Below are 24693 nucleotides of genomic sequence, written 5' to 3' on the forward strand. Positions count from 1 at the left end.
GTTGTTGTCGTCCAGTGGAATTGGGCCATGATCGGAAACGATGGGCGGGAGAGGGTCGTAGTCGCGAACCCGCGTGGGGTGGTTGCGTTTGTGCTGATCACCTTCGGGGTCTCGTGGCTGTGGCTGTTACTCGCGGTGGTGATGCGCGGATACTCGATCGCCAATCCGGTGGTGCAGCTGCCGTTCGGGCTGGCACCGGCCGCGGCGGCGGTGATCGTGCGGCGCTGGATTACTCGCGAGGGCTTCGCGGATGCCGGGCTGCGACTGCGAGTGCGAGAGAAGTGGCGGTGGTATCTGGTCGCCTGGCTCGGGCCGTTGGGGCTGGCCGCCGCCAGCGTCGCGGTGGCGGTGGTCACCGGCCTGTGGTGGCCGGGTTCCGGTGCGCCCGGATCGGATTCGAGCCCGTCCCTGCTGGTTGGGATTCCACTCCTGCTGGTCTTGGTCATGTTGCTGATGCCGGTTTACTGGGGTGAGGAGTTCGGCTGGACCAGCTACCTGCGGCCTCGCGTGTACCCGGATCGCCCGCTGAGGTCGGTTCTGGTCACGGGCCTCGTCTGGGCGGTCTGGCACTACCCGCTAGCGTTCCTCGGCTACATCAACTTCAGCAATGTGGCGCTGGGCCTGGCGATCTGGACCTTTTCGTTCCTCAGTCAGGAAACCATCCTCGCCTGGCTCTATATACGCAGCCGCAGCATCTGGACCGCGAGCCTGGCCCACGCCGGAAACAATATGCTGCTGTCACTCCTGGCAGGCCAGCTTCTCGCCACCAAGCTCGGCGACATGGTCCTCACCGCCGTCATTGCCGTGCCGCTGGGCGTCGTGGCGGCATGGATCGTGATGACCGGTCGCCTGAGTCCAGGCGACCGCGCCCAAAAGGCAAGCCAACCCGGTTGTCACCTATCCGCGCAGCAGCCTCCCCCAACGCCGAAGGCTCGTCTGGCCTGACGTCAGTGTGTCCCGGATATCGATCCGGCCGCAATCATCACCGCACTCGCAGCCAGTTCCCGCCCCTGCGCACCAAGCCCTGATCCAGCGATGCGATGTGCGGTCTTGCCGCGAGTGGCGCGCGCTGTCGACGGTGAATTCGCTTGCAGCGCAGCATGTTCAACGATCGACTGATGTGACGTGCCGTTGCGGTGTCACCTGCTGGGTGTGATCTCTCTGTTGGCCATAACCCTAGTAGTCCATCAGAACCTAGGTTAAACTGGACTATATGTCGTATGTAGAGATCCTGGTATTGCGTCACCTGATGCGCGGGTCCGCGCACGGGTACGAGCTGCGCAAGCACGTAGAGGCCAACACCGGGGTGGTGTTGAACAACAACGCGTTGTATCCGGCGTTGCGGCGATTCGAGGATGCCGGTGCGGTGACCAAGACCTCGCAACAGCTGCCGGGCCGGCCGCCGCGGCACGTCTACACCATCACCGCGGTCGGGCGGGAGTTGTTGGGCGACATGCTGGCCGAGTTGCCGCCCGGGGATGCCGGGGACGACGCGGAGTTCCTGACCCGACTGTCGCAGTTCGCGATGCTCGACCCGAGCGACCGGGTGGCGGTGCTCGACGCACGTCACGCTGCGGTGCAGCAGCGCGCAGAGTTGCTGGCCGGGTTGGCGGAGCGGGGAGCGGGTGAGACATGGGGAGCTCGGGTGACCGCTGAACTGTTGCGCCGCTGCCAGGCCGAATGCGAGTGGCTCGACCAGCTTCGGGCGGAGGCGATATCGGCACCGGTCGTGCCGGAGGGCGAATGATGTCCGCCGCGTCACCGGCGCCGGTCACGGCTGCATCGACCCCGCGGCTCGGGCCGATCGTGCAGTACGCGTTGCTGGCCGGACCGTTGTTGTCGATGGTCGATTCCAGCATTGTCAACGTCGCGGTCGCGCCGATCGCGACCGAACTGCACACACCTCTGCCGACGGTCGGGTGGACGATCACCGGGTATCTGCTCGCGATCGGCACCGGGCTGGCCGCAACGTCGTTTCCGGCGCGGCGATTCGGCACGCTGACCGTGTATCGGGCGAGTCTGATCGGGTTCACGCTCGCCTCGCTCGCGTGTACCTTCGCGCCGACGATCGAGCTGCTGGTCGGGGCGCGGGTATGTCAAGGCATCCTTGGTGCGCCGCTGGTGCCGCTGGCAATGAGTATGCTGTTCGGCTCCGGCGACCCGACACGCTCGATGTCGCCGGCCGCCGGGATCATGTTGTTCCTCGGTCCGGCGCTGGGGCCCAGCATCGGCGGCGCCCTGATCGGGAGTCTCGGCTGGCGCGCTATCTTCGCGATCAACATTCCGATCGCCGCGTTTGCGGTGGCCGCGACGTGGCGGATTCCGGCCGGGCTGGCGCCGGGCCGCAGCGTCGGCGTCAGGTTCGACCCGCTCGGGCTCGGGTTGCTCGCCGCCGGCTTGACGCTGCTGCTCTACGGCATCAGCGGGCTCGGCACGCACTCGTGGTCGGAGCCCGCTATGTGGGTGCCTGGGGTCGGCGGTGCGGTTCTGCTCGCGGTGTATGTGTGGTGGGCCGGTCGCCGCGAGTATCCCGCGCTCGATCTCGCCCTGGTCCGGCACGGTCGCGCGGTGCTGGCGTTGCTGTTGTGTGCCGCCGCGTCGGTCATCACCTACACCGCGGTGTTCCTGCTGCCGGTGTTCCTGCAAACCGCACAAGGGTATTCGGCGCTGGCCACCGGGGTGGCGATGCTGCCCCAAGGGATCGTCACCGGCATCGCCACCGTCGTCGGGCAACGGGTGCTCATGCGAGTCAGCGTCCGCGTCACCGTCCTCGGCGGATTCATCGTGCTCGCCGTCGCCAGCGTCGCGCTACTGGGGATCGACACGCACACCCCGATCGCGGTGACCGCCGCCATCCTCGCGGCCCGTGCCGCCGCGATCGGACTGGTCATTACCCCCCTGCTGACCGTGATGCTGGCACCGACGCGCAGCGAGGAGCTCGCCGACGCCAACACGCTGTTCAACATCTGCCAACGCATCGCCGGCTCGTTCGGCGTCGGCGCCGTTGCCGTGCTCTACGCCACCACCGCGACCCACCAGGGTCCGGTCACCGCACTGCATCACACCGCGCTTGTGCTCATCGGGCTCGCCGGCCTCGCCGCTATCGGCGCCGCGCCACTACCGTCGATCCGCAACACGTCCATCACCGACCGCTGACCGGTCACGACGGTAATCGCGGGGTCGGCCGAAATCCGGGTACTTGCCCGCCGGGCATCGACTGCTCGATCATGATGGTGGGGAATCTATTTCGACGACACGCGATGTGGACCGAGTATGACCGTTACACAACACGGGGATGTGAGCTTCGAAAGGTTCTCGAGCTCGTACCCCGCCTATCAAGGGACACGACATCTCGATCGCATCCGCGCTGGCGACTTCCCTCAACTCGATGAGCAGGGCCTGATCTATCTGGACTACACGGGAAGTGGCCTCCCCAGCCGATCACAGCTTCGCGCGTATCAGCGCGCCATGAGCAACGAGATCTGGGGAAATCCGCACTCCGCGAGCGTTCCGTCACGGCGATCCACCGAAGCGATCAGGCGCGCTCGCCAGGCGACACTGCGATTCGTGAACGCCGATCCCGACGAGTACTCGGTTATCTTCACGGCGAATGCCACGGGCGCTCTTCGGCTTGTCGGTGAATCGTTTCCGTTCCAGCCGGGAGCCCGTCTGGCGCTACTCCGCGACAATCACAATTCTGTGCTCGGTATCCGCGAGTACGCACGTGCTCGTGGAGCGACAACGGAAACGATTGGCCTCCGGTCAGATCTCCGCGCCGATCTCTCTGCCGTGGTAGACGCGTTGGACCAGGCTGAGAAGGCGCCCGCGTTGTTTGCGTATCCAGCGCAGAGCAACTTCTCCGGTGTCCAACATCCACTCGAATGGATACCCGAAGCCCATGCCCGCGGCTGGCAGGTACTTCTCGACGCTGCCGCATACGCGGCGATCTCAGATCTGGATCTCACCAGGCACAAGCCCGACTTCGTACCGTTGTCCTACTACAAGATCGTCGGCTGGCCGACCGGGCTCGGATGCCTGATCGCCAGAAACGACGCGCTCACGCAGCTGCGCCGTCCTTGGTTCTCCGGCGGCACCGTCGTCGCCTCGAGTGCGCTGGGCGGCTGGCACGCGAGCGCCGAACCCCCCGACAGTTTCGAGGACGGGACACCTGATTTTCTGGGCGCGCTCGGTGTGTCGATCGGCCTGGACTACGTGCAACAGACTCTCGATCGCGACGCGGTCAGAACACGAGTGCAGTGTCTGATGGAATTCCTGCTCGGTGAGATGTCGAGGCTGCGCCACAGCAATGGCATGCCTGTGTGTGCACTGTACGGACCCACCGACACTCGGGGAAGAGGCCCGACGATCGCGTTCAACCTGCTGGATATGGACGGCAACCTCGTGGACGAGCGGGTGGCCGAAGACCGCGCGGTAGAGCGTGGGATCGCCTTGCGTGCTGGCTGTTTCTGCAACCCGGGAGTCGGCGAGACGGTCTTTGAACTCGATCCCGCAGACCTGATTCGGGTCGGCACGATGCGGGCGGGCCTGCATACGGTCGAAGACTATCGACGAGCCATCGGCTTACCCACCGGCGGTGCATTGCGCATCTCGCTGGGCCCGGTCAGCAACTTCGACGACATCATCGGATTCTGTCGCTATCTTCGGTTGTGGCGTGACCACCGCACTGCCGACGAGCATCTCGGGGAGTTTCCGGATCGAGAACGATGCTGACGCTTCCGGTGGACTGGGCGGTGTCGCACGCCACCCATGAGCGGGATCCCTCGCCGACTGGTCAGGGAGATTTCCACTGTGCTCCGAGATGTCAAGAACCGATCCATGGGCCACGCCGTGTGAGGGGCTCGGAATCGATCCGGCGACGGGGCGCTTACCGGGGTCCTGTGCCGAGCCGGTTCGCGAAAGAGTTGCCAGGTTGCCGTGCGACGATGAACCGCCGCGCAGACCGGGTCGGCGCGGCGGTGGAACGGGTGATTCAGGACGCGGGTTGCAGCGGGCCGATGTAGGTGCCCGGGTGGGTGGCGCCGTCCTGGCGCTGCACGCTCACCCCCACTGGCCACGGTGCCTGCAGCTGGGTGGTGGTATCCGGCGGGGTGACGACGATCGTCGCCGGGACCCAGCCGTCCCGGCCTCCCGGCAGGTAGGTGAGCACGCTGCTCACCGCGGCGCCCGGTTCCACCGTCAGTGGTGCGGGATCCGCGGCCTGGCGGGGCAGCTGGTAGGTCGGACCGAAGGTCGGATCCTCCGGGCCTACCAGGTCGATGCCCGGGAATCCTTGCACCGAACAGCTTTGCGTGGAGGTGTTGGTCATGACGACCTCCAGCCGACTCTGGCCGGGCGAGTCGGACGGCCGCTCGCGGGTGCTCAGATTCAGCGCCTCCGCGGCACATGGCGCCGGCGCGGCCGAGCTGGTCGCCACCGGGATCATCACCGCCGCCAGGGATGCCATTACGGCGCCGGCCGTTCCCGCGACCCGCCACTTGGTTGACGTCATGATTCCTTTCGAAATGCGATATACCACCGGGCCATTTGAACAGATATTTCGCCCGAACGGGTGGGGTTGCGCTCGAGGGACTCGTCCCCACAGCGCCCGAATCTACTTGCACCGCCACAGTTTCAGGGCAATTTCAATCCGTGACAGGGATGGAGGCTGCTGCATGTCCAGGCAAAAGGGGAACTAGCCGGGTTGGCGACGGCCTCCGGCGACAGTGCATAGCTGCGTCGGCACCGGAGTACCCGTCGAGCCGCAGGCGCGGGATCGCCACTAGCCCGGCGACAGTGACCACCACGCTCGCAATCTGCCTGATTCCACGACAGCATGCGTTGTGCGATCGCTCAAAGCATGCGCATCGGATTTGCGCATTAGTTACTCGTCAGGGCACGCCCGGATGGGTGATCCTGGGTCGGAGCTTGCATCCATCGGACGTCGAGCTTCCGCCCTGATCCAGGAGCACCATATGTCAAGTACCGGTCACCTCATCGACGATGCGCCGCTCACGAAGTTGCATAAGAAGCTGACCCTCTCCTCGTCCGGCGGGGCGTTCATCGGCGGCTTTGCGCGTTCCATCATCGGCGTCGCGCTGATCACCCTCGAGCGCGCGATGGGTCCGAGTGCCAACCGGGATCGGCATGGTCGGCCCGGCGAGCCTGATCGGCATCGTCGTCGGCGGCATCCCCGGCCTGTGGCTGGTGGAGCGGATCTGCCGCCGCAAGCTACTGATCGGATCGTTCTCGATCAATCGTGGTCGCGCTCGCCCAGCCTGCGTTCATCCCCAACGTCTCGGCGGAGATCTTCTTCGCGGCGCTCGCTTCGCGGTCAGTTCCGGCGTGTCGAGCTTGCCGAGGTGTGGACGGTGAAGCCGCCTAGGCATTGGCCTCGTCAACCGGTGCCGCGGGCCGGGGTCCGATTCGTGCCCTGCGAGAGTCAACGGTGATTGCCATGGAGCGCCATGTGGCCGTCGATTTCGATGTCGAAGGACTACCGATCCTGCACTACCGCGCAGAGGAGTGCGTGGCGAAGGAGTTCGCCGCCAATATGCGGCGGCAGGGCCTGGCGTCCGCCATCACAGTCGACGACCTCCTGACGGCGGATATGAGACAGCTTCCGTGCCAGCGACTTTACCTACCGGACCACACTTCCAACCCGATGCCAGTACCTGCGAGGACGAATGAAAGCGACGGCCGCCGCTGGAACTCGTCGCCGAGCTGACGATCGACGCGGCCAAGTCGCGACCGAAGGTGTAGTCCGTCAGCGCGGCACGCGGACCCCATTTTCAGGCCACGACCACTATTCGAGACAGAAAGGTGCATACGGTGGGAGATATCGGAAGCACTGAATCCAGGGCGCACGTGGCGTTGGATCGGGTGGGGTCAGGCGCGATGGGGAACGAACTGCGGCCCGGCTACCTCGATCCTTCGCTGTTGACCCATGTGAACACCAATATCGGTGATTGCTACGCCGATCCAGGCCGCCTGACATCGGCGGAGGCGATGAACGGCCTCACCCTGCATCTGCGTTGCTCGTCGGGATGCGTGGCCTTGACGAGGATCAGGCAGGTACTGGGCATCGGCGACCTCGACCTGTCGCGACTGGTCCTGCCGACACGAATGGGGTTCGACGAACTCGAACAGGTGGTCGAGCGCTATGCCGACGTCACGGCCGATGCGGATCGCCACCCCATTGACCAGACAGCCCGGTTCGGTCTGGCACGAAAACTGATGCGGGGCAACTCGCCTCAGCACTGAGATAGGGGCAGCTTCGGCGCGAGCGGTGCCCTGGTGATCGGCGCGATCGTCACCGCGACCCGGCTCCTCGTCTCGATCTTCATGGCGTCGGAAACCCGTGGGGTCTCGCTCCGCGAGACCGCCGCCGGTCAGATCCCGCGGTCGCGCCGCCGGTCCCTGCCACGGTTCGCGCCGTCTGAATCGCACCCACCCTCGACCCGCCAGCATCCGCTGCCAGCCCTGATACCGGAGTGAGAAGAACAATGAACCAGCCCGAGAATCGCCTGATCGGCGCCGTCCCCGCCACCGAGGTTCCCCGCTATGCGGGGAAGAGCACCTTCGCGCGCATAGCCGACATCCACGAGGTGCACGACTACGACATCGCCATCCTCGGAGTGCCGTTCGACGGGGGCACCTCGTACCGGCCCGGCGCCCGGTTCGGCCCGCTCGCCGTCCGACAGGCCGCCCGGGCACTGCGCCCCGGCTACCACGTCGAACTCGGTCTCGCGCCGCTCGAAGAGGTCCAGGTCGTCGACGCCGGCGACATCACGGTCACCCCGTACGACATCGCCGCGGCCTGCAAACAGATCGAAGACCATGCCAGCGAGATCCTCCGCGGTGGCGACCGCAAGATCGTCTCGATCGGTGGCGACCACACCATCGCCCTGCCGAATCTTCGTGCGCTGCGCGCCAAGCACGGCCCGGTCGCCCTGCTGCACTTCGACGCCCACCTCGACACCTGGGACACCTACTTCAACCAGCCGGTAACGCACGGGACGATCTTCCGTCGGGCGTTCGAGGAAGGGCTACTCGTCGAGGATCACTCCATTCACGTCGGTATCCGCGGCCCGATCTACGACCAGGCGGACCTGAACGACGACGCGCGGATGGGATTCCGGATCATCCGGGCCGGCGACCTGGACGTCATCGGCATCGAGGCCGCCGTCGACGTCGTGCGCCGGCGCATCGGTGACGTCCCGGTGTACGTCTCCATCGACATCGACGTGCTCGACCCGGCGTTCGCACCGGGCACCGGCACACCCGAGGCCGGCGGGCTCACCTCGCGCGAACTACTGCGGATGCTGCGCCAGCTGACCGGTCTGAACATCGTCGGCGCCGATGTCGTCGAGGTCGCCCCCGCCTACGACCACGCCGAAATAACCTGCGTTGCAGCCGCGACGCTGGTGTTCGACCTGGTCTCGCTGATGGTGTCCGGTTCGGCCGCGAAGGCCCTCTCCGCCGCCGAGTCACTCGAGGAGTCCGCGCGCTCGAGATAGCCGAAGACCACCCGGGGACGTGGTGATCCGTCCCCGGGCCAGGACGAAGCCCTCCGGGTGCGGCGAAAGAACCTTCGCCGCACCCTGGGGGCGCTCGTCGCCTTCATCGCCCCGCCACTTTCAGCAGGATCTTGCCGCCACGGAGGAGATGTCGCACCGCGTCCTCGATATGCTCGAGCGGGTACACGCCCGCCACGGGGACGACGAGGGCGCCGTCGGCCACCAGCGGTGCCGCCTCACGAATGACAGGCACCACCTTGTCGCGGTAGTCGAAGTCGCCGATAAAGAATCCGCGGACGGTGAGGTGCTTGCCGACCAGTGTCGAGGTGTCGACCCACATGGGTTCGTCCCTGGCCCAGGCATAGCTGACCAACCATCCACCGTCGGAGAGCAATTCGAGCAGCCGCGCCACCCCCGGACCACCGACGGCTTCCACTGCCAGTGCCACTCGCGCGTCGCCGATCACTGCTCGAACATCGCCGACCGCATCGGGGTCGTCGACGTGGACCACGTCGGCCCCGGCCTTTGTGAGCTCGGCGAACGTTGCGTCGTCACGGGTCAGGTTGATCGTCTTCAGTCCACGAAGTTTGGCTAGCGCGATCAATGACCGTCCCACACCGGAGTTCGCGGCGTTCTGAACCACCCAGTCACCGGGCTGCAGGGGGGTGCATTCACTGAGCATCAACCCTGCCGTCGGGGGGTTGCTGCCCAGCATCGAGTACTGCTCGATGTTGCCGTCGGCGGGGAGTGCGAACAGGCCGTCGGCGGGCACGACGAGCCGCTCACGCCACGCACCGGCATACAGGGGTATCACGACCAGATCGCCGACTTGAAGTCCGTCGACCTCGGCGCCAGCGGCAAGCACGCGGGCGACCCCCTCTGCGCCTGGTATGTGGGGCAGAGGGGGTCGCGCCAGCCTGCCGGTGACAACCAGTAGGTCGTGTTTGTTCAACGGCGAGATCTCAACGCCCAACAGAACCTCATGCGGACCCGGTGGCGGCGGCTCCTCGATGTCGACGACGCGGAGCACCTGCGTGGGGTCGCCGAACTGTTCAATCTGGATGGCGCGCATATTAATTCCTCTCCATCGAAGGGGGGCCGCTGTGTGAGCGGCTGCCTACCGAGCTAGGAGGAAGCAACACCGGTGGGCGCGTCAAACCAGGCGCGTCCACCTTCCCTCCGAAAGTATATCCACCACCCACCGACAAGGAGGAGTGGATCTCACTGGCACTGTCCCTGGTCAACCTGGCGCTCGTGCTCAGCCTCTACCGGCGAGCTGCGGCGCAAAAGGCCAGCTAGAAGGCGATCGGCGCCAGTGCGGAGCTTCCCTCCCCGCGCTGGCGCCGTGAAGTCGATGTTCTCGCTGTGCGCGGGCGACACGTGCGCAGGCACCTCATCATCGATGCGCCCCGCGCGGCGCATCTGTTCCATCGCCAGCCCGTAATATCCTGCTGTCCAGGCGAATACGTCCTCCGCCGATCGGGGCGGGCGGAACCTCAGTCCCGCTCCCCGAGAGCAACGGAAATGCTCTTCTGCAGTGACGTCCGACTGCCCCGACGCAGCAGCCGATCGGACGACGACTCCCCCAGTTCGGCGCGGATACGAGCGCAGGCCTCGTCATGCCCTTCGCGCATACCGCCGTAGCCGAGCATCGACGTCTCCCCCGACGCCCAACTGGCGGCCGCGGCCCCCTGCATCCGCGCGGCCAGTTCGGCGTCGCCGCGCTGGACCGCAATCCAGGACATCACCTCGAACACCCAGGCGTACAGGATCCGATCGCCGAATCCCCTTGCGAGCCGCAGACACTCGCGTTGACGGTCGATGGCACCCGAGAGGTCCCCCGCCAGGAAGGCATCGTATCCACGCACGAAGGTGAGGTACGCGAGGGTCCACTTGTCGCCGGCCGCCGTGCACAGCGCCTCCGCCTCACGCCAGAGCTGGGCACCGTGGGTGTCGCCGCCCGGCGGCAGACCGGTGAGCAGCCCGGCAATGGCGACCGCGAGGCCCTCGGCGTCGCCGGAGTCGCGTTGGCACTGCACCGCCTCTTGGTAGTGCACCCGGGCGAGCTCGAGTTCGCCACCACAGACCGCGGCGAATCCCAGCGCTGCCGCGGCGTATCCCTGGTCGCCGTGATCGCCGCGTGCGATCGCGAGCTCGCGCGCCCGCGTGGCCCGATCGAGCGCCGTCGTCCGGTCACCCTGCAGCATCACCACAACCGACGAACTCCACTGTGCCCGTGATCGATTCGCCTCGTCCATCGAGGTGGACTCGAGCGCCGCCGACAACCAGCGCCGCGCCTCCGACAGACTGCAGCTGGCCAGCCAATAGAAGTGCAGCGACGTCACGATCTCGATACCGGCCAGGGACAGCTGCCCGTCGCTGCGGCTGTACGAAAGGGCCGCGCGGAAGTTCTCCCGCTCGTCGTGGACCGCGTCGTACACCGCCTGCTGACCGGGGCCGAACCACCCCCGCCGGAACTCCGCGGCCAGGCGCCGGTACCGGGCGATGAATCGTTGCACGCACGCCGGCCGCAGGTCGGTCTCGGCCAGGCGCTCGCGCCCGAAGTCGCGCAGCGTCACCAGCATCCAGTAGCGACGGACACCACTGACGGTGCCGGACAACAACATCGACTTGTCCACCAGCGACGCCAGAATCAACCGGACATCCTGTTCCTGGTATCCGGGACCCGCGCAGACCTCTGCCGCAGCAGCAGCGGTGAAACGTCCCGTGAATACCGATATCATGGCCCACACGTCGCGTTCCCGGGCGGTGAGCAGGTCGTAGCTCCATTCCACCAGCGCCTGCAGCGAGCCGTGCCGCGGAACAGGCCGGCCGGTAGCCGCGAACATCCGGAACCGGTCGGCGAGCATCGCCAGCATCTCCTCCAGTCCGTACGCGCGCAGCCGGGCGGCCGCCAACTCGATGGCCAGCGGTATCCCGTCGAGTTGCTCGCACAACCGGGCCACCGCGACGCGGTTGTCGTCGGTCAGCGCGAAATCCGGTTCGGCCGCCCGAGCGCGCTCGGCGAACAGGGTGATCGCCTCGGATTCGGCCCCCTCCTCTTCGTCGGCGGCCGGATCGGGCAGCGAGAGCGGCATGACCGGATAGACATGTTCACCATTGACGCCCAGAACCCGTTGACTGGTCACCAGCACGCGCAATCCGCCGAGCGACCGCAGCAACTCCTCGACCAGCGGGCCGCACGACTCGACCAGGTGCTCGCAGCTGTCCAGCACGATCAGGGCGTCGCGATCGCCCCACGCGTCCGAGAGTCGGTCGACCAGGGCCCGGATCGGGTTGCGCCCGCCGGTCGGTTCGTCGCCGAGCCGGAGGTCGTCGGCGATCTTGTCGATGAGCAATTCCGGTTCGAGCACGGTTCCCAACTCGACGAGCCAGGTGTTCGCGTGCAACGGTGACGCCGCCGCCGCCTCCATCGCGAGCCGAGTCTTCCCCACCCCACCCGGGCCGGTGAGCGTGACCAGACGCGCCGTCGTCAACAGTGCGCCGACATCGGCGAGCGCGGCCCGCCGGCCGACAAAGCTGGTCAACTGCAGCGGCAAGCGCGGAGGTCGCGCGGTCCAGCCGGACGGGGAGCGCTCCCGCGCGGCCCTCGGCGCGGACGTGTCCCGCGATCCCGTCGTGCCGGGCAGGGCCATCTCGTCGATCGGCAGGCCGCTGCGCAGCTCGACCTCGCGCACCAGGTTTCCGAAATCCGCCGCGGTGTGCGGGCGATCGACCGGGTCGCGCGCCATCGCGGTTTCGATCAGCTCGCACGCGATCCCGGGCACTCCCTGCTGGCGCAGGTCGGGGAGGTGATTCGCGACGATCCGCAGGAACTGCGCGACAGCCTGCTCCCCCTTGCGTCGTTCGAAGGCGGCATGACCGGAGACAAGGCAGAACAGTGTGGCACCGAGCGCGTAGACGTCCGACTCGATGCTCGGCGGCCCGCCCTCGAGCACCTCGGGGGCGGTGAACGCCAGAGTGCCGGTCACGGCACGGGCGGTGGTCTCGAAACCACCGGTGGTGCGGGCGATGCCGAAGTCGGTGAGCTGCGGCTCGCCGTAGTCGGTCAGCAGGACGTTCGCCGGCTTCACGTCCCGGTGCAGAATCCCCGCACCGTGGGCCGTCTCGAGGGCGCCGGCCAGCTTTACGCCGACATGCAGGGCCTCCGACCAGGTCAGCGGCCCCTGTCGCTGGATTCTCGCCTCCAGCGAGCCTGCGCCGCAGAACGGCATCACGATAAAGGGCCGGCCGCCGACGGTGACTCCCACCTCGTAGACCGCGACGATGTTCGGGTGCCCGGAGAGCGTGCCCATCGCATATTCCTCGCGCAGGAAGCGTTCTCGATTCTCGCGATCGAGGGACGCCGATAGCACCTTGACCGCGACCGTTCGGCCGAGGGCACCCTGCCGACACCGAAGCACGACGCCAAAGCCGCCGCGGCCGACCTCATGCGAATCCTCGAATCCGGCCGCACTCAGTTCAGCAGCAACTGCCTCCACCGGATCGAATCCGGCGAGGTCCGCCTGGGTTGCCGGTGGGTCCGCATCGGCCACGGCACGCTCTCTCCTCGAACACCTGTGTCACTGCCTGCTGAGTGTTCTCTAGACTACCCGCGGGCTGCGTCCCGGACAGGCGCTCGGCGCGTCTGCATCAACCCTGTTTTGCCGCATCGAGGTCGGCCCCGAACTCGGCCTCGCGTGCCAGATGAGCGGGCCGACGCCGCAGCAGCGCCCACGCGATGCCGAGGACGCCCGCGATCAGCATTCGACGACGTTGACCGAGACGTTGACGGCGAGCCCGCCCATCGACGTCTCCTTGTACTTCGAGCTCATGTCCAGCCCGGTCGCGCGCATCGTCTCGATCACCTGGTCGAGGCTGACATGATGAGTTCCGTCCCCGCGCAACGCCATTCGGGCCGCGTTTATGGCCTTGCCCGCCGAGATCGCGTTCCGTTCGATGCACGGGATCTGGACGAGCCCGCCGATGGGGTCGCACGTCAGGCCGAGGCTGTGCTCCATGGCGATCTCCGCGGCATTCTCTACCTGCGCCGGCGTGCCGCCGAGGATCTCCGCGAGCCCCGCCGCCGCCATCGAGGCGGCGGACCCAACCTCACCCTGGCACCCGACCTCGGCGCCCGAAATCGAGGCGCGCTCCTTGTAGAGGGACCCGACCGCACCCGCCGCCAGCAGGAATCGGATAGCCGTGCCGTCCGGATCGGACTTGCCCATGGGCGTGTAGTGGGTGGCGTAGTGCAGCACCGCAGGAATGATCCCGGCCGCACCGTTCGTGGGAGCGGTGACGATCCGTCCCCCTGAGGCGTTCTCCTCGTTGACCGCCAGGGCCACCAGATTGACCCAGTCCTCGGCAAAGGCGGCGTCCCGGTTGGGATCCTCGCGACGTAGACGTTCGTACCAGTCGCGGGCCCGACGCCGCACGCGCAGTCCACCCGGCAGGTAACCCACCCGCGAAATACCCAGCTCGAAGCACTCCACCAGCACGTCCCTGATGTGTAGCAACCGGGTGCGCACCTCGGACTCGGGCCGGGCCGCACGTTCGTGCTCGAGCATCACGTCGCCGATCGAGATCCCGTGGCGCTCAGTGATCTCCAGCAACTCCTTCGCGGAACCGAACGAGAGCGCCGATGGGTTCGCCTGCGCCGGCGCCTCCGTCTCGAACTCGGTGACCACGAAGCCGCCGCCGATGGAGTAGTAGGTTTCCCGCAGCACTTCCCGCCCGTCGTCGTCGGTCGCGGCGACGGTCATCGCGTTCGGATGAAAGTCCCGAACGGTCAACGGATGCAGCACGATCTCGTCTTCGGCGAGATCGATCTCCCGGACGCCGCCCAGCATGATCCGACGGGTCTCCCGCAACGTCGCGAGGCGACGGTCCTTCTCCCGTGTCTCGATGGTCTCCGGTCGGTACCCCTCCAGCCCGAGCAGGATCGCGGACAAGGTGCCGTGGCCGGCGCCGGTGGCCGCGAGCGATCCGTAGAGGTCGACGCGGACACGGGCGACGGCATCGAGCACACCGAGGGAAGCGAGGGCCTCGGCGAACCTCCCGCCCGCCCGCATCGGGCCGACGGTGTGTGAACTGGACGGACCGATGCCGACCGTGAAGAGGTCGAACACGCTGATGGTCATGAGTCGAGGTCCTTCCGGATCATCGCAGCAAGTGCCGCAGCGCAGCGAGGAGCGGATGTAAGGGCCGCGACGGACAGCGCAGCCATGTGCTACAGCTCCGGGTAGAGGGGGTACTTGTCGGCGAGTGCGCGAACGTCGGTCGCCAGCGCCGACACGTCCGCCTCCGGCGCCGCGATCAACGCCTGGGCGATGAGGTCGGCGACCTTCTCGAAGTCCCCGGCGTCGAAACCCCTGGCAGCCAGGGCCGGCGTGCCGATTCGCAGCCCCGAGGTCACCATCGGCGGACGCGGATCGAACGGCACCGCGTTGCGATTGACCGTAATTCCGATCGCATCGAGGCGATCCTCCGCCTGTTGGCCGTCGATCTGCGCGTCCCGCAGGTCGACCAGAACCAGGTGCACGTCGGTCCCGCCGGTCAGCACGGAGATGCCGGCGCCCTGCACGTCCGGTCGACTCAACCGCTCCGCTAGGCGCTCGGCGCCGTCGAGGCAACGCTGCTGCCGCTCGGCGAACTCGGGCTGGGCCGCCATCTTGAACGCGGTCGCCTTGCCTGCGATGACGTGTTCGAGCGGCCCACCCTGCTGGCCGGGGAACACCGCCGAGTTGATCTTCTTCGCGATGTCGGCCTCGTTGGTGAGGATGATGCCGCCACGCGGTCCGCCGAGCGTCTTGTGGGTCGTCGACGTGACCACGTGCGCGTGCGGGACCGGTGACGGGTGCAGCCCGGCCGCGACGAGCCCGGCGAAGTGGGCCATGTCCACCATCAGGTAGGCGCCGACCTCGTCCGCGATCTCGCGGAAGCGGGCGAAGTCCAGATGCCGGGGGTAGGCCGACCAGCCGGCGATGATCAGCTGCGGCTTGTGCTCGCGTGCCGCCCGGGCCACCTCGTCCATGTCGATGAGGTAGTCGCTCGCCGAGACCCCGTACGCCGCAACGTTGTACAGCTTCCCGGAGAAGTTCAGCCGCATGCCGTGCGTGAGGTGTCCACCGTCGGCGAGGGACAGGCCGAGGATGGTATCGCCCGGCTTTATCAGCGCGTGCATCACCGACGCATTCGCCGTGGCTCCGGAGTGCGGCTGCACGTTGGCGAACTTCGCGCCGAAGAGTGCCTTGATTCGCTCGATGGCGAGCTGCTCGATCCCGTCGACGTGCTCGCACCCGCCGTAGTACCGGCGCCCCGGGTAGCCCTCGGCGTACTTGTTGGTCAGCACCGAACCCTGCGCCTGCATGACGGCCATCGGAGCGTGGTTCTCGGAGGCGATCATCTCGAGCCCGGTGCGCTGACGCTCGAGTTCCCTACCGATGAGTGCGGCGACTTCAGGGTCGAAATCCAGGAGGGTCTGGTCCAGGACGCTCATGCCACGACTCCGTTCTTCTCCGCGTACTGGGCGGCGGTCAGCAGGTCACCGGCGGCGGAGGGCTGCACGGCGAACAGCCAACCCTCCCCGTAGGGGTCGGAGGTGACCAGACTCGGGTCGTCGACAACGGCGCTGTTGACCAGGGTCACACGGCCGCTGACCGGCGGGTACAGCTCGGAGACGGTCTTGGTGGACTCGACCTCACCGCAGCTCTCGCCGGCGACTATGGTGGCGCCGACCTCGGGCAGGTCCACGAAGACAAGTTCGCCGAGCGAGTTGACGGCGATCGAGGTGATGCCGACTCGGACGGGATAGTCGGGGAGCTCGGCTCCCGGTTCGATGGCCACCCACTCGTGGTCGTCGGTGTAGCTGCGGTCGTCGGGCAGATCGGATGAGGACATGCTTGTACCTTCTCGAGGGTTCTCGTTGGTGACTGGTAGGTCAATGGTGTTCGGGCGCTGCGTGTTCGAGCACGAAGTGTTCGAGCGCTCCGGCTTCAGGAGCGGCGATAGAAGGGCGAGGGAGTGACTACGAAGGGTTCCTTCTTGCCGCGGACGTCGACGGTCAGCTCTGTCCCGGACTCCTGCAGAGCCGCATCCACGAAGGCGAGCGCGACCGGGTAGCCGAGCGTCGGCGAGAGCGCACCAGAGGTGACGACACCGACCGCCGTCCCGCCCGCCGCGTCGTACACGGTGTAGTCGGCGCGGGCCGCTCGTCGGCTGGTGCCCTTCAGTCCCACCAGCACCCGCTCGATGGGCCGCTCCGAAAGTTCCTGCAGCGCATCGCGTCCCACGAATTCCTTGCCCAACCGGACCACCTTGCCGAGTCCGGCCTCGTACGGGTTGGTGTCCAGGGTCAGCTCGTGACCGTACAGCGCCATGCCCGCCTCGAGCCGCAGGGTGTCGCGGCAGGCGAGACCGGCCGGCACACCGCCACGGTCCGCGGTCGCGTCGAGCAGTGCCCGCCACAGCCGCACCGCCTGCTCGTTGGGCACGTACAGCTCGAAGCCGTCCTCGCCGGTGTACCCGGTGCGGGCGAGCAACACGTCGATGCCGGCGACCGACGCTGGGGTGACCGCGTAGTACTTCAGCTCCGTTACGACTGCGACCTGCTCGTCCGGCACCAGTGCCTGCACGATGTCCTGGGCGGCCGGACCCTGCACGGCGATCAGCGCGGTCTGCGCCGACTGGTCGTCGACCTCGGCATCGAATCCCTCGGCGCGCGAGACGAGTTCACGTGTCACGGTCGGTGCGTTGGACGCGTTGGCCACGACCAGGAAGTGCTCGTCGGCGAGCCGGTAGACGACCAGGTCGTCGATCACTCCGCCGTCGGCGTTGCACAGCAGCGAGTACTTCGCCCGCCCGATGCCGATCTTGGAGAGTTCGCCGACAAGCGCGTAGTCGAGCAGCGCACCGGCGGCGGGGCCGGTGATCACGATCTCGCCCATGTGCGAAAGGTCGAAGAGCCCGGCAGTGCTGCGCACGGCCCGATGCTCGCTGAGCTCGCTGCCGTACTTGAGTGGCATCTGCCAGCCGGCGAAGTCGGTGAAGCTTGCTTCGAGGTCGGCGTGCTCTTCGAGCAGCGGAGATACGGGGGATGTCGAGACGGACGAAACGCTGCGCTCGCTCATGCGAAAGCCTCCTCGCGGATGTCGGCGTTCGCCGAGGTGCCGGTGTCGTTCTGGTTGGTCGGGGTTTCGAAGGCCTCGGGCGCCGGGCAGGAGCAGACGAGGTTGCGGTCCCCATGTACCCCGTCGATCCGACGTACCGGTGGCCAGTACTTCGCGGCGCGCAGGGAGGCGACGGGGAAGGCGGCCGTGTGGCGGGGGTAGGGCAGCGTCCACTCATCGGCAGTGACCTGCTCTGCAGTGTGCGGCGCCTGACGCAGCGGGCTGCGCTCCAGCGGCCACACCCCGTCGCTGACCAGATCGATCTCCTGCCGGATCGCGACCATCGCCTCGATGAACCGGTCCAGCTCGGCCAGATCCTCCGACTCCGTCGGTTCGACCATCAGGGTGCCGGTCACCGGGAAGGACAGCGTCGGCGCGTGGAATCCGTAGTCGATCAGTCGCTTTGCCACGTCCTCGGCGGTGACACCCGTCTCCCTGGTGATGGCGCGCAGGTCGAGGATGCACTCGTGCGCCACCAGACCCGACGGTCCGGTGTAGAGCACCGGGAAATGCGCGTCGAGCGACTTCGCGACGTAGTTGGCCGCCAGCACCGCGGTCTTGGTGGCGCTGGTCAGGCCGTCCGGGCCCATCAGCGCGAGGTATGCCCAGGTGATCGGCAGGATACCGGCCGAGCCGTAGTTCGCGGCCGAGACCGGCGCTCCCCCGTCGCCGCCGCCGAGTGGGTCCCCGGGCAGGAACGGGGCGAGATGTTCGCGCACCGCGACCGGTCCGACGCCGGGTCCGCCGCCGCCGTGCGGGATACAGAAGGTCTTGTGCAGGTTCAGATGTGACACGTCGCCACCGAATTTGCCCGGCTGGGCCAGGCCGACCAGCGCGTTGAGGTTCGCGCCGTCGATGTACACCTGACCGCCGGCCTGATGCACCAGGTCGCAGACCGTGCGCACGTCGTTCTCGTATACGCCGTGAGTGGACGGGTAGGTGAGCATGATCGCGGCGACCTTGCCCTCGTGGACCGCAATCTTGGTGCGCAGATCGTCGATGTCGATATTGCCGTTGGCCGCGGTGGCCACCACGACCACCTGCATCCCGGCCAGGACCGCCGAGGCAGCGTTCGTTCCGTGTGCGGATTGCGGGATGAGACAGATTTTGCGGCCGCTCTCGCCGCGGGACTCGTGGTATCTGTGGATCGCCAATAGTCCGGCCAGCTCGCCCTGAGATCCGGCGTTGGGCTGCAACGAGACTCGATCGTATCCGGTGATCTCCCCGAGCCACCGCTCGAGGTCGCCGATCAGCTCCAGGTACCCGCCGGTCTGCTCGGCGGGCGCGTAGGGGTGGATGCCGGCGAATCCGGGCCAGCTGATGGGCTCCATCTCTACCGCGGAGTTCAGCTTCATCGTGCACGACCCCAGCGGGATCATGGTGCGGTCCAGGGCGAGATCCTTGTCCGAGAGCTTCCGCAGGAACCGCAGCATTGCGGTTTCCGAACGGTGCTCGTGGAACACGGGGTGCTGCAAGAACTTCGAGGTGCGTTCGAGCTCGGTCGGCAGCCCGGCGACCGCGGTCGGCAGGGCCGTCACCATCGCGCCGAAGGCGGCCACGACGCGACGTACCACGTCGTCGGTGGTGCACTCGTTGCAGGAGATGCCGACGTGGTCGTCGTCCACCAGGCGCAAGTTGATGCCGAGGCGATCGGCATTGGCGACGAACTCCCTTGCCCGACCCGGCACCCGGACCTGCACGGTGTCGAAGAAGCGGTCGTGCACGATCTGGTGGCCGGCCGCCCGCAGGCTCTCGGCAATCGTCACGGCATGGCGGTGGACGCGGGTTGCGATGACGCGCAGACCCTCCGGACCGTGGTAGGCCGCGTACATGGCGGCCACGTTGGCGAGCAGTGCCTGCGCGGTGCAGATGTTGCTGGTCGCCTTGTCGCGGCGGATGTGCTGTTCGCGGGTCTGCAGCGCGAGCCGGTAGGCGGGCTGTCCGTCGACGTCGACGGAGACCCCGACCAGGCGGCCCGGGAGCATGCGCTCGAGCCCGGTGCGCACGGCCATGTAGCCGGCGTGCGGGCCGCCGAAGAACAGTGGCACGCCGAAGCGCTGCGCGGATCCGACCGCGATGTCGGCGCCCTGTTCTCCGGGCGGCGTCAAGATCGTCAACGAGAGCAGGTCAGCGGCCACCGTGGTCAGTGCGCCGCGCTCGCCCGCGGCCGCGATCAGCGGTGACAGGTCGCGCACGGCGCCGCTCGCGCCCGGCGCCTGGAACACCACACCGAATGCGTCGCCGTCCGGCAATTCACTGGAGAGATCCGCGACCAGCACCTCGATGCCGACCGACTTGGCACGCCCCTGGACGACCGCGAGGGTCTGCGGCAGGCAGTCCGCGTCGACGATCACCCGGTTCGCGCCGGACTTGGACTTGTTCGCCCGCCGCATGAGCAGCACGGCCTCCATCACGGCGGTGGCCTCGTCCAGCAGGGAGGCCCCGGCCACGGGGAGCGCGGTGAGATCCTCGATCAACGTCTGGAAGGTCAGCAACGCCTCGAGCCTGCCCTGGGAGATCTCCGGCTGATAGGGCGTGTAGGCGGTGTACCAGGCCGGCGATTCGAGCAGGTTTCGCCGCAAAACCGCAGGTGTGACGGTGTCGTGGTAGCCGAGACCGATCATCTGGACACGGGTCTGATTGCGGTCGGCGAGGGCACGCAGGTCGGCGAGGACCTGCGGCTCGCTCCGGGCCGCCGGCAGGTTCATGGCCTTCTCGCTGCGGATCTGGTCCGGCACCACGGCGTCGATGAGCTCATCGAGCGTCTCGTAGCCGAGTGCTGCGAGCATGTGCTGTGCTGCGGAGGCGTCGGGACCGATGTGACGCGAGGGAAAGTCGCTGGTAGAGGGCCCACCATTGGGGGCAATGCGGGTTTCGACTGGCACGAGGTGACTCCGGTTTCGCTCTGTCCGGACCGCACCGGACATCGACTAGGGGGCACCTCCCCGCTCTGTCCTGAAACCTGAGAGTTTGGGCATTGCCGCACTGCGGCGTTGCTCTTCACCTTCGGTAAGTACCGGCCTGCGGCCGTTCCTGTTCTCCAGAGTTGCCTCTGCGCTGCGGTACTGGGGCCTGAGAGATTCCCGGGGAGGAAGTTGCTCCTACGGCGCCTCGGAGTTCAGAAGTCTGAAACTCGGAGGTTCTCCCGCTGCGCGTCATCGGCGTCTTCAGTTGTGACTTGCAGAACAGTACACACTCCCCCGAGGTTTGTCTGCCACCGACCTCTCGGGACCACTCGACCACCGATCCCCCTTGCCAAAACGCATCAGCGTTTGGCATCCTCGGTCTGGAACTCGCTCAGGTGTGACCGCACACACCGAGCATTCGGCGTCCAGATACCAAGTCCCGCCAAGGTATCGAGGGCATGCCTCCTCTTCCCCTGCTGACACTGCTTCCGGCCGGCGTCGCTCGCGACGATCTACCGGATGGCGGCTCCTGGCTGTATGCCGAAACGGTGCGCCAGATTCGCCAGCAGAGCCCGGGCACCGGCGTAGAACCCGAGGCGATGGCCGCCGCCGATTCCCGGTAGATCCACGAAATGCGCCTTCAGCCACACAGCTTTCACATTCCACACCAGGAGTATTCACATGACCTCACGATCCGCAGACGTGGTCGTTCTCGGCGGCGGTTCCGGCGGGTACGCCGCCGCCATCCGCTCGGCCGAACTCGGCCGCTCGGTCATCCTCGTCGAGGAGAACGAGCTCGGTGGCACCTGCCTGCACCGCGGGTGCATTCCCACCAAGGCGCTACTGCATGCCGCCGAAGTGGCCGACAACGCCCGCACGGCTTCGCAATTCGGCGTCGATGCGTCGTTCGGCGGCATCGACGCAGAGAAGGTGCTCAGCTACAAGGACACCATCGTCACCCGGTTACACAAGGGCCTGCAGGGCCTGATCGATTCGTACGGCATCCACGTGGTCAACGGCCGCGGCCGGTTCGTCGCACCGAACGGCGTCGAGGTCGACGGCGAGTTGATCACCGGCACCGACGTGATCCTCGCGACTGGGTCGTACCCCAAGTCGCTGCCCGGGATCAGCATCGGCGGCCGAGTGATCACCAGCGACCAGGCCCTGACCCTGCCCGAGGTCCCCGCCAAGGCCGTGATCCTCGGCGGCGGCGTCATCGGTGTCGAGTTCGCCAGTGTCTGGGCGTCCTTCGGCGCCTCGGTGACGATCGTCGAGGCGCTGCCGCGGCTGGTCCCGAACGAGGACGAGGCCCTCTCGAAGTACCTCGAACGGGCCTTCCGGCGGCGCAAGATCACCGCCAAGACGGGCGCCCGGGTGACCGAGGTGGCGCGGGACGACGCCGGCGTGCGCGTCACCCTCGGGTCCGGCGACGTTCTCGATGCCGACGTCGTGCTGGTCGCGGTGGGTCGAGGTCCGAACACCGCGGCGACGGGCTACGAGGAGGCGGGCATCGTTCTCGACCGCGGCTTCGTCACCACCGACGAGCGACTGCGCACCGCGCTGCCGAACGTGTACGCGGTCGGCGACATCGTGCCCGGACTCCAGTTGGCTCACCGCGGATTCCAGCAGGGCATTTTCGTCGCCGAGGAGATCGCGGGCCTGAGCCCCGACCCGATCGACGAGACCGGCATCCCCCGCGTGACGTACTCACACCCCGAGGTGGCCTCGGTCGGCCTGACCGAGGCCGGGGCACGGGAGGCGTTCGGCGAGGAGATCAAGACCGTGACCTACGACCTCGCGGGCAACGGCAAGAGCCAGATTCTCAAGACATCGGGAGCAGTCAAACTCGTGGTAGCGCCGGATGATTCGGTGATCGGCGTGCACATGGTCGGCGATCGGGTCGGCGAGCTGATCGGCGAGGCACAGCTGCTCTACAACCTGAAGGCGAATGCGGGCGAGGCCGCGAAATTCGTGCATGCCCATCCCACGCAGGGCGAGGCGCTGGGCGAGGCGTTGCTGGCCGTCTCCGGCAAGCCCCTGCACGTACACGGGTAGCCCTACCCCGGTGGGGGGACCCGTCGGAGTCCACGAAAACATCACTGCAGCTGCGGTTGTCCCAACGCGCCCGCGAACGATGGCCGCAACTGGCTGGTGTCGATGTACGGTTCCGCGCCCAATTCGCCTACGTCACAGGATATCTCGCCGACGTCGAGACTCAGTCACTGATGCGGCTACGCTACGGCGGATGCGCGCCCGCCGGGGCCCGAAGACGCCCTGGACACCGCATGCGGCCGCTACCTCGGCCACCCGACAACCTGGACCTGACCCCCTATTCGACAGGCGTGTCCTGGGTGACGGTTCGGTGGCCAGTTGATTGTCGCGGCGTGGCTGGGTGGTGGCCCGGATCGCGGGTGGATGATCCGCGCGGGTTACTTCACATGTCTACTCGGACTTTGTCTCGGTCCTTGGAATTGAGAGCAGCTCGGCTGCCCGCACGGCCAGCCATAGCTCTGTCAGTGAGTTCGTGTCCGCCACGTCGCGGTCGGTGAGCGCCTCCACCTTCCGGATTCGGTACATCACCGTCTGCCGGTGGATGTGCATGGCCTGTGCGGTCCGTTGCCACGACCGTTGGTTCTGCAGAAACATGTCGAGGGTTTCAACGAGTTGCGACTGGTGCTTCTCGTCGTAGTCCAGGACCGGGCGCAGGATGCGGTCGAGCAGGGTCTGTGCGTCGGCCACGTCGGACAGGCCGATCCAGGGTACGGCGCTGCCGTACCGAGACACGACGATTCCCCGGCGTTCCGCGATCGACAACGCCCAGGAAGCCTCCCGGGCCGCATCCTGAAACCTGTTGAGCGAACCGATTTTCCCGCTTACTCCGATCCGGGCGGTCGGGCCGAGCGCTCGGATAAGCACGGCGTCGGTGTCGGGGCCATCGGGTACCAGAACATGGGCTGTGTCCATGCGGAGCCGGCACAGATAGGGCAGTGACCGCCGCCACAACGAATTGTGCAGGTCCAGCATGCGATTCGTGTCGTCGCTGTGGGCGGCGACCAGCACCGCGGACGCCGGATCCAGGCCGAGTTCGGCGAGCTGATCGGCGACAGCGGGAATGTCCATCCGCCCTTCGAGCATCTGAGTGAGTAATCCCGACTTGTACCGCCGCTCGTGTTCGAGCATGAGCCGTGTTTGGGAGAGTTCGATCGCTACGACGGTGGCCGCGTGCTGGAGTTGGATCGGGTCGACGCTGACCTTCGGATCGCTGAGCGCGACCAATGCGGCCCCCGCGTGCCGAGGGATGTCGGTGAGCATGGCCGCACGGTCACCGATGGACGGAAGGCCGTATGCTCCTCCGGCCACGTTCTTCGACGAGTCCGACAGTGCCGCGATGGCGTCGCTGACCGTCGGATCCAGCGGCGGCGAGTCCGGGAACCACGGCTCGCCGGTCGCGCGTTCGCATACCTGGATCTCACATCCCAGCTCGCGTGCCAGCGCAGACAATAGGGCTGCCGGGTCGGCGCCATGAGCGGTGCGGCGGCGGATCAGGTCATACATCCGGACCGTGCGACTCAGCCGCTGCGACTGATCGAGGAGGGTGGCCTCCGCGACGGCCCGCGAGATGGCGACGAAGGGCAGCGGATACCGGATCCACAACACCGGAAACCCCAGTTCGTCACTGACCGTCGAAACCGCCTTGGTAAGCGGCGGGCAGTACATGTTCTCGCCGATCCCGAGGCCGGCCACTCCTTTCGCGGCGAGCTGTCGCAGCAGGTCGGCCTGCGCTTTTGCTGATTTCGGAAACGACATACCGTTGGTCATCAGGAACTCGCCGCCGGTCACCCAGCGCCAGGGTTCGGGGAGATCGGTGACATGTGTCCACGTGACCTCACGTCCCAGACCTGCCGCTCCGGAGTGCACATCGAGTTGGAGGTGCGGGATCTCCGCGAGCTCGCCGATAGTGATTGCCACGATCACATCTTAAGCATCGGTGACCAAGCCGTTTGTGCGATCGAATAGAACAGATCGTCATTTTTGCGTCTTTGCTACTCGCGTCCAGGCACGGGTGGAGCGGTGTTCCGGCAGTGCCGGGGACACCGCTCC

18 protein-coding genes, 1 pseudogene and 1 riboswitch are annotated in these 24693 nt (G+C 67.0%); of the genes and pseudogenes, 9 read left to right on the forward strand and 10 right to left on the reverse strand.

Annotation, left to right across the window (positions count from 1 at the left end; all coding sequences use genetic code 11):
• Positions 1-27 precede the first annotated feature (27 nt).
• The 4 genes from ABZ293_RS36060 to ABZ293_RS36075 all read left to right on the forward strand — a co-directional run bounded on the left by ABZ293_RS36060 (position 28) and on the right by ABZ293_RS36075 (position 4731).
• Positions 28-945 (forward strand): type II CAAX endopeptidase family protein, encoded by a 918-nt coding sequence (locus tag ABZ293_RS36060; protein WP_355188172.1) that lies wholly within the window; start codon positions 28-30, stop codon positions 943-945.
• A 268-nt stretch (positions 946-1213) separates the two neighbouring features.
• Positions 1214-1747, forward strand: coding sequence for a PadR family transcriptional regulator (locus tag ABZ293_RS36065; RefSeq protein ID WP_355188174.1), 534 nt, complete (start codon positions 1214-1216; stop codon positions 1745-1747).
• A complete protein-coding gene (locus tag ABZ293_RS36070; protein WP_355188176.1) occupies positions 1744-3156 on the forward strand; it encodes a DHA2 family efflux MFS transporter permease subunit in 1413 nt (470 codons plus the stop codon). Before ABZ293_RS36065 ends, ABZ293_RS36070 begins: the two co-directional genes overlap by 4 nt.
• Before the next feature lie 141 nt (positions 3157-3297).
• Positions 3298-4731 (forward strand): aminotransferase class V-fold PLP-dependent enzyme, encoded by a 1434-nt coding sequence (locus ABZ293_RS36075; RefSeq protein ID WP_355188178.1) that lies wholly within the window; start codon positions 3298-3300, stop codon positions 4729-4731.
• Positions 4732-4990: 259 nt separating this feature from the next.
• On the opposite strand, the gene ABZ293_RS36080 is transcribed toward ABZ293_RS36075, so the two are convergent.
• Together ABZ293_RS36080 and ABZ293_RS36085 are read right to left on the reverse strand one after the other, a co-directional pair.
• Positions 4991-5509 carry a DUF4232 domain-containing protein gene (locus tag ABZ293_RS36080; protein WP_355188180.1) on the reverse strand — a complete coding sequence of 173 codons (519 nt, stop codon included), beginning with the start codon at positions 5507-5509 and terminating at the stop codon, positions 4991-4993.
• A gap of 466 nt (positions 5510-5975) precedes the next feature.
• Positions 5976-6254, reverse strand: a complete 279-nt coding sequence (locus tag ABZ293_RS36085) for a hypothetical protein (protein ID WP_355188182.1) — start codon at positions 6252-6254, stop codon at positions 5976-5978.
• Positions 6255-6454: 200 nt separating this feature from the next.
• On the opposite strand from ABZ293_RS36085, the gene ABZ293_RS36090 reads away from it, so the two are divergent.
• The 3 genes from ABZ293_RS36090 to speB all read left to right on the forward strand — a co-directional run bounded on the left by ABZ293_RS36090 (position 6455) and on the right by speB (position 8516).
• Positions 6455-6724 carry a hypothetical protein gene (locus ABZ293_RS36090; protein ID WP_355188184.1) on the forward strand — a complete coding sequence of 90 codons (270 nt, stop codon included), beginning with the start codon at positions 6455-6457 and terminating at the stop codon, positions 6722-6724.
• A 140-nt stretch (positions 6725-6864) separates the two neighbouring features.
• Positions 6865-7260 (forward strand): hypothetical protein, encoded by a 396-nt coding sequence (locus ABZ293_RS36095; RefSeq protein ID WP_355188186.1) that lies wholly within the window; start codon positions 6865-6867, stop codon positions 7258-7260.
• Positions 7261-7502: 242 nt separating this feature from the next.
• Positions 7503-8516, forward strand: coding sequence for an agmatinase (speB, locus tag ABZ293_RS36100; protein WP_355188188.1), 1014 nt, complete (start codon positions 7503-7505; stop codon positions 8514-8516).
• Between the two features lie 103 nt (positions 8517-8619).
• Here speB and ABZ293_RS36105 read toward each other — a convergent pair whose 3' ends face one another.
• The 7 genes from ABZ293_RS36105 to gcvP form a co-directional block, all read right to left on the reverse strand.
• Positions 8620-9588, reverse strand: coding sequence for a zinc-dependent alcohol dehydrogenase family protein (locus ABZ293_RS36105; RefSeq protein ID WP_355188190.1), 969 nt, complete (start codon positions 9586-9588; stop codon positions 8620-8622).
• Positions 9589-10012: 424 nt separating this feature from the next.
• Positions 10013-13072, reverse strand: a complete 3060-nt coding sequence (locus ABZ293_RS36110) for a protein kinase (RefSeq protein WP_355188192.1) — start codon at positions 13070-13072, stop codon at positions 10013-10015.
• Between the two features lie 204 nt (positions 13073-13276).
• Entirely contained in the window at positions 13277-14659 is a 1383-nt protein-coding gene (locus tag ABZ293_RS36115; protein ID WP_355188194.1) for an L-serine ammonia-lyase, read from the reverse strand.
• An 89-nt stretch (positions 14660-14748) separates the two neighbouring features.
• Positions 14749-16017, reverse strand: a complete 1269-nt coding sequence (glyA, locus tag ABZ293_RS36120) for a serine hydroxymethyltransferase (protein ID WP_355188196.1) — start codon at positions 16015-16017, stop codon at positions 14749-14751.
• Entirely contained in the window at positions 16014-16418 is a 405-nt protein-coding gene (gcvH, locus tag ABZ293_RS36125; protein ID WP_354952626.1) for a glycine cleavage system protein GcvH, read from the reverse strand. The genes glyA and gcvH overlap by 4 nt, the downstream gene beginning before the upstream one ends.
• 95 nt (positions 16419-16513) lie before the next feature.
• The gene (gene gcvT / locus ABZ293_RS36130) at positions 16514-17647 is read right to left on the reverse strand and encodes a glycine cleavage system aminomethyltransferase GcvT (RefSeq protein WP_355188198.1); all 1134 of its coding nucleotides are present in this window, start codon (positions 17645-17647) and stop codon (positions 16514-16516) included.
• Positions 17644-20613, reverse strand: coding sequence for an aminomethyl-transferring glycine dehydrogenase (gene gcvP / locus ABZ293_RS36135; protein WP_355188200.1), 2970 nt, complete (start codon positions 20611-20613; stop codon positions 17644-17646). The genes gcvT and gcvP overlap by 4 nt, the downstream gene beginning before the upstream one ends.
• Positions 20614-20736: 123 nt before the next feature.
• A riboswitch (glycine riboswitch) is annotated at positions 20737-20844 on the reverse strand.
• A gap of 242 nt (positions 20845-21086) precedes the next feature.
• Between gcvP and ABZ293_RS36140 the strand changes: the two are divergent.
• Both ABZ293_RS36140 and lpdA read left to right on the forward strand, forming a co-directional pair.
• Positions 21087-21182, forward strand: a pseudogene (locus ABZ293_RS36140) (lipoyl synthase); the annotation flags it as partial.
• 91 nt (positions 21183-21273) lie between these two features.
• Positions 21274-22647 carry a dihydrolipoyl dehydrogenase gene (lpdA, locus tag ABZ293_RS36145; protein WP_355188202.1) on the forward strand — a complete coding sequence of 458 codons (1374 nt, stop codon included), beginning with the start codon at positions 21274-21276 and terminating at the stop codon, positions 22645-22647.
• Between the two features lie 387 nt (positions 22648-23034).
• Here lpdA and ABZ293_RS36150 read toward each other — a convergent pair whose 3' ends face one another.
• Positions 23035-24561 carry a PucR family transcriptional regulator ligand-binding domain-containing protein gene (locus ABZ293_RS36150; RefSeq protein ID WP_355188204.1) on the reverse strand — a complete coding sequence of 509 codons (1527 nt, stop codon included), beginning with the start codon at positions 24559-24561 and terminating at the stop codon, positions 23035-23037.
• Between the last annotated feature and the right edge of the window lie 132 nt (positions 24562-24693).

It is taken from the genome of Nocardia sp. NPDC005998, from assembly GCF_040614395.1.
Taxonomy (GTDB): domain Bacteria; phylum Actinomycetota; class Actinomycetes; order Mycobacteriales; family Mycobacteriaceae; genus Nocardia.

Bases quoted from the DNA above. Each gene is read 5' to 3' on its own strand.
- glyA (WP_355188196.1), bottom strand. From the start codon at position 16,017: ATGAGCGTCCTGGACCAGACCCTCCTGGATTTCGACCCTGAAGTCGCC.
- gcvT (WP_355188198.1), bottom strand. From the start codon at position 17,647: ATGAGCGAGCGCAGCGTTTCGTCCGTCTCGACATCCCCCGTATCTCCG.
- ABZ293_RS36070 (WP_355188176.1), top strand. From the start codon at position 1,744: ATGATGTCCGCCGCGTCACCGGCGCCGGTCACGGCTGCATCGACCCCG.
- ABZ293_RS36105 (WP_355188190.1), bottom strand. From the start codon at position 9,588: ATGCGCGCCATCCAGATTGAACAGTTCGGCGACCCCACGCAGGTGCTC.
- speB (WP_355188188.1), top strand. From the start codon at position 7,503: ATGAACCAGCCCGAGAATCGCCTGATCGGCGCCGTCCCCGCCACCGAG.
- ABZ293_RS36080 (WP_355188180.1), bottom strand. From the start codon at position 5,509: ATGACGTCAACCAAGTGGCGGGTCGCGGGAACGGCCGGCGCCGTAATG.
- ABZ293_RS36060 (WP_355188172.1), top strand. From the start codon at position 28: ATGATCGGAAACGATGGGCGGGAGAGGGTCGTAGTCGCGAACCCGCGT.
- gcvP (WP_355188200.1), bottom strand. From the start codon at position 20,613: ATGTCCGGTGCGGTCCGGACAGAGCGAAACCGGAGTCACCTCGTGCCA.
- ABZ293_RS36065 (WP_355188174.1), top strand. From the start codon at position 1,214: ATGTCGTATGTAGAGATCCTGGTATTGCGTCACCTGATGCGCGGGTCC.
- lpdA (WP_355188202.1), top strand. From the start codon at position 21,274: ATGACCTCACGATCCGCAGACGTGGTCGTTCTCGGCGGCGGTTCCGGC.
- gcvH (WP_354952626.1), bottom strand. From the start codon at position 16,418: ATGTCCTCATCCGATCTGCCCGACGACCGCAGCTACACCGACGACCAC.
- ABZ293_RS36115 (WP_355188194.1), bottom strand. From the start codon at position 14,659: ATGACCATCAGCGTGTTCGACCTCTTCACGGTCGGCATCGGTCCGTCC.
- ABZ293_RS36090 (WP_355188184.1), top strand. From the start codon at position 6,455: ATGGAGCGCCATGTGGCCGTCGATTTCGATGTCGAAGGACTACCGATC.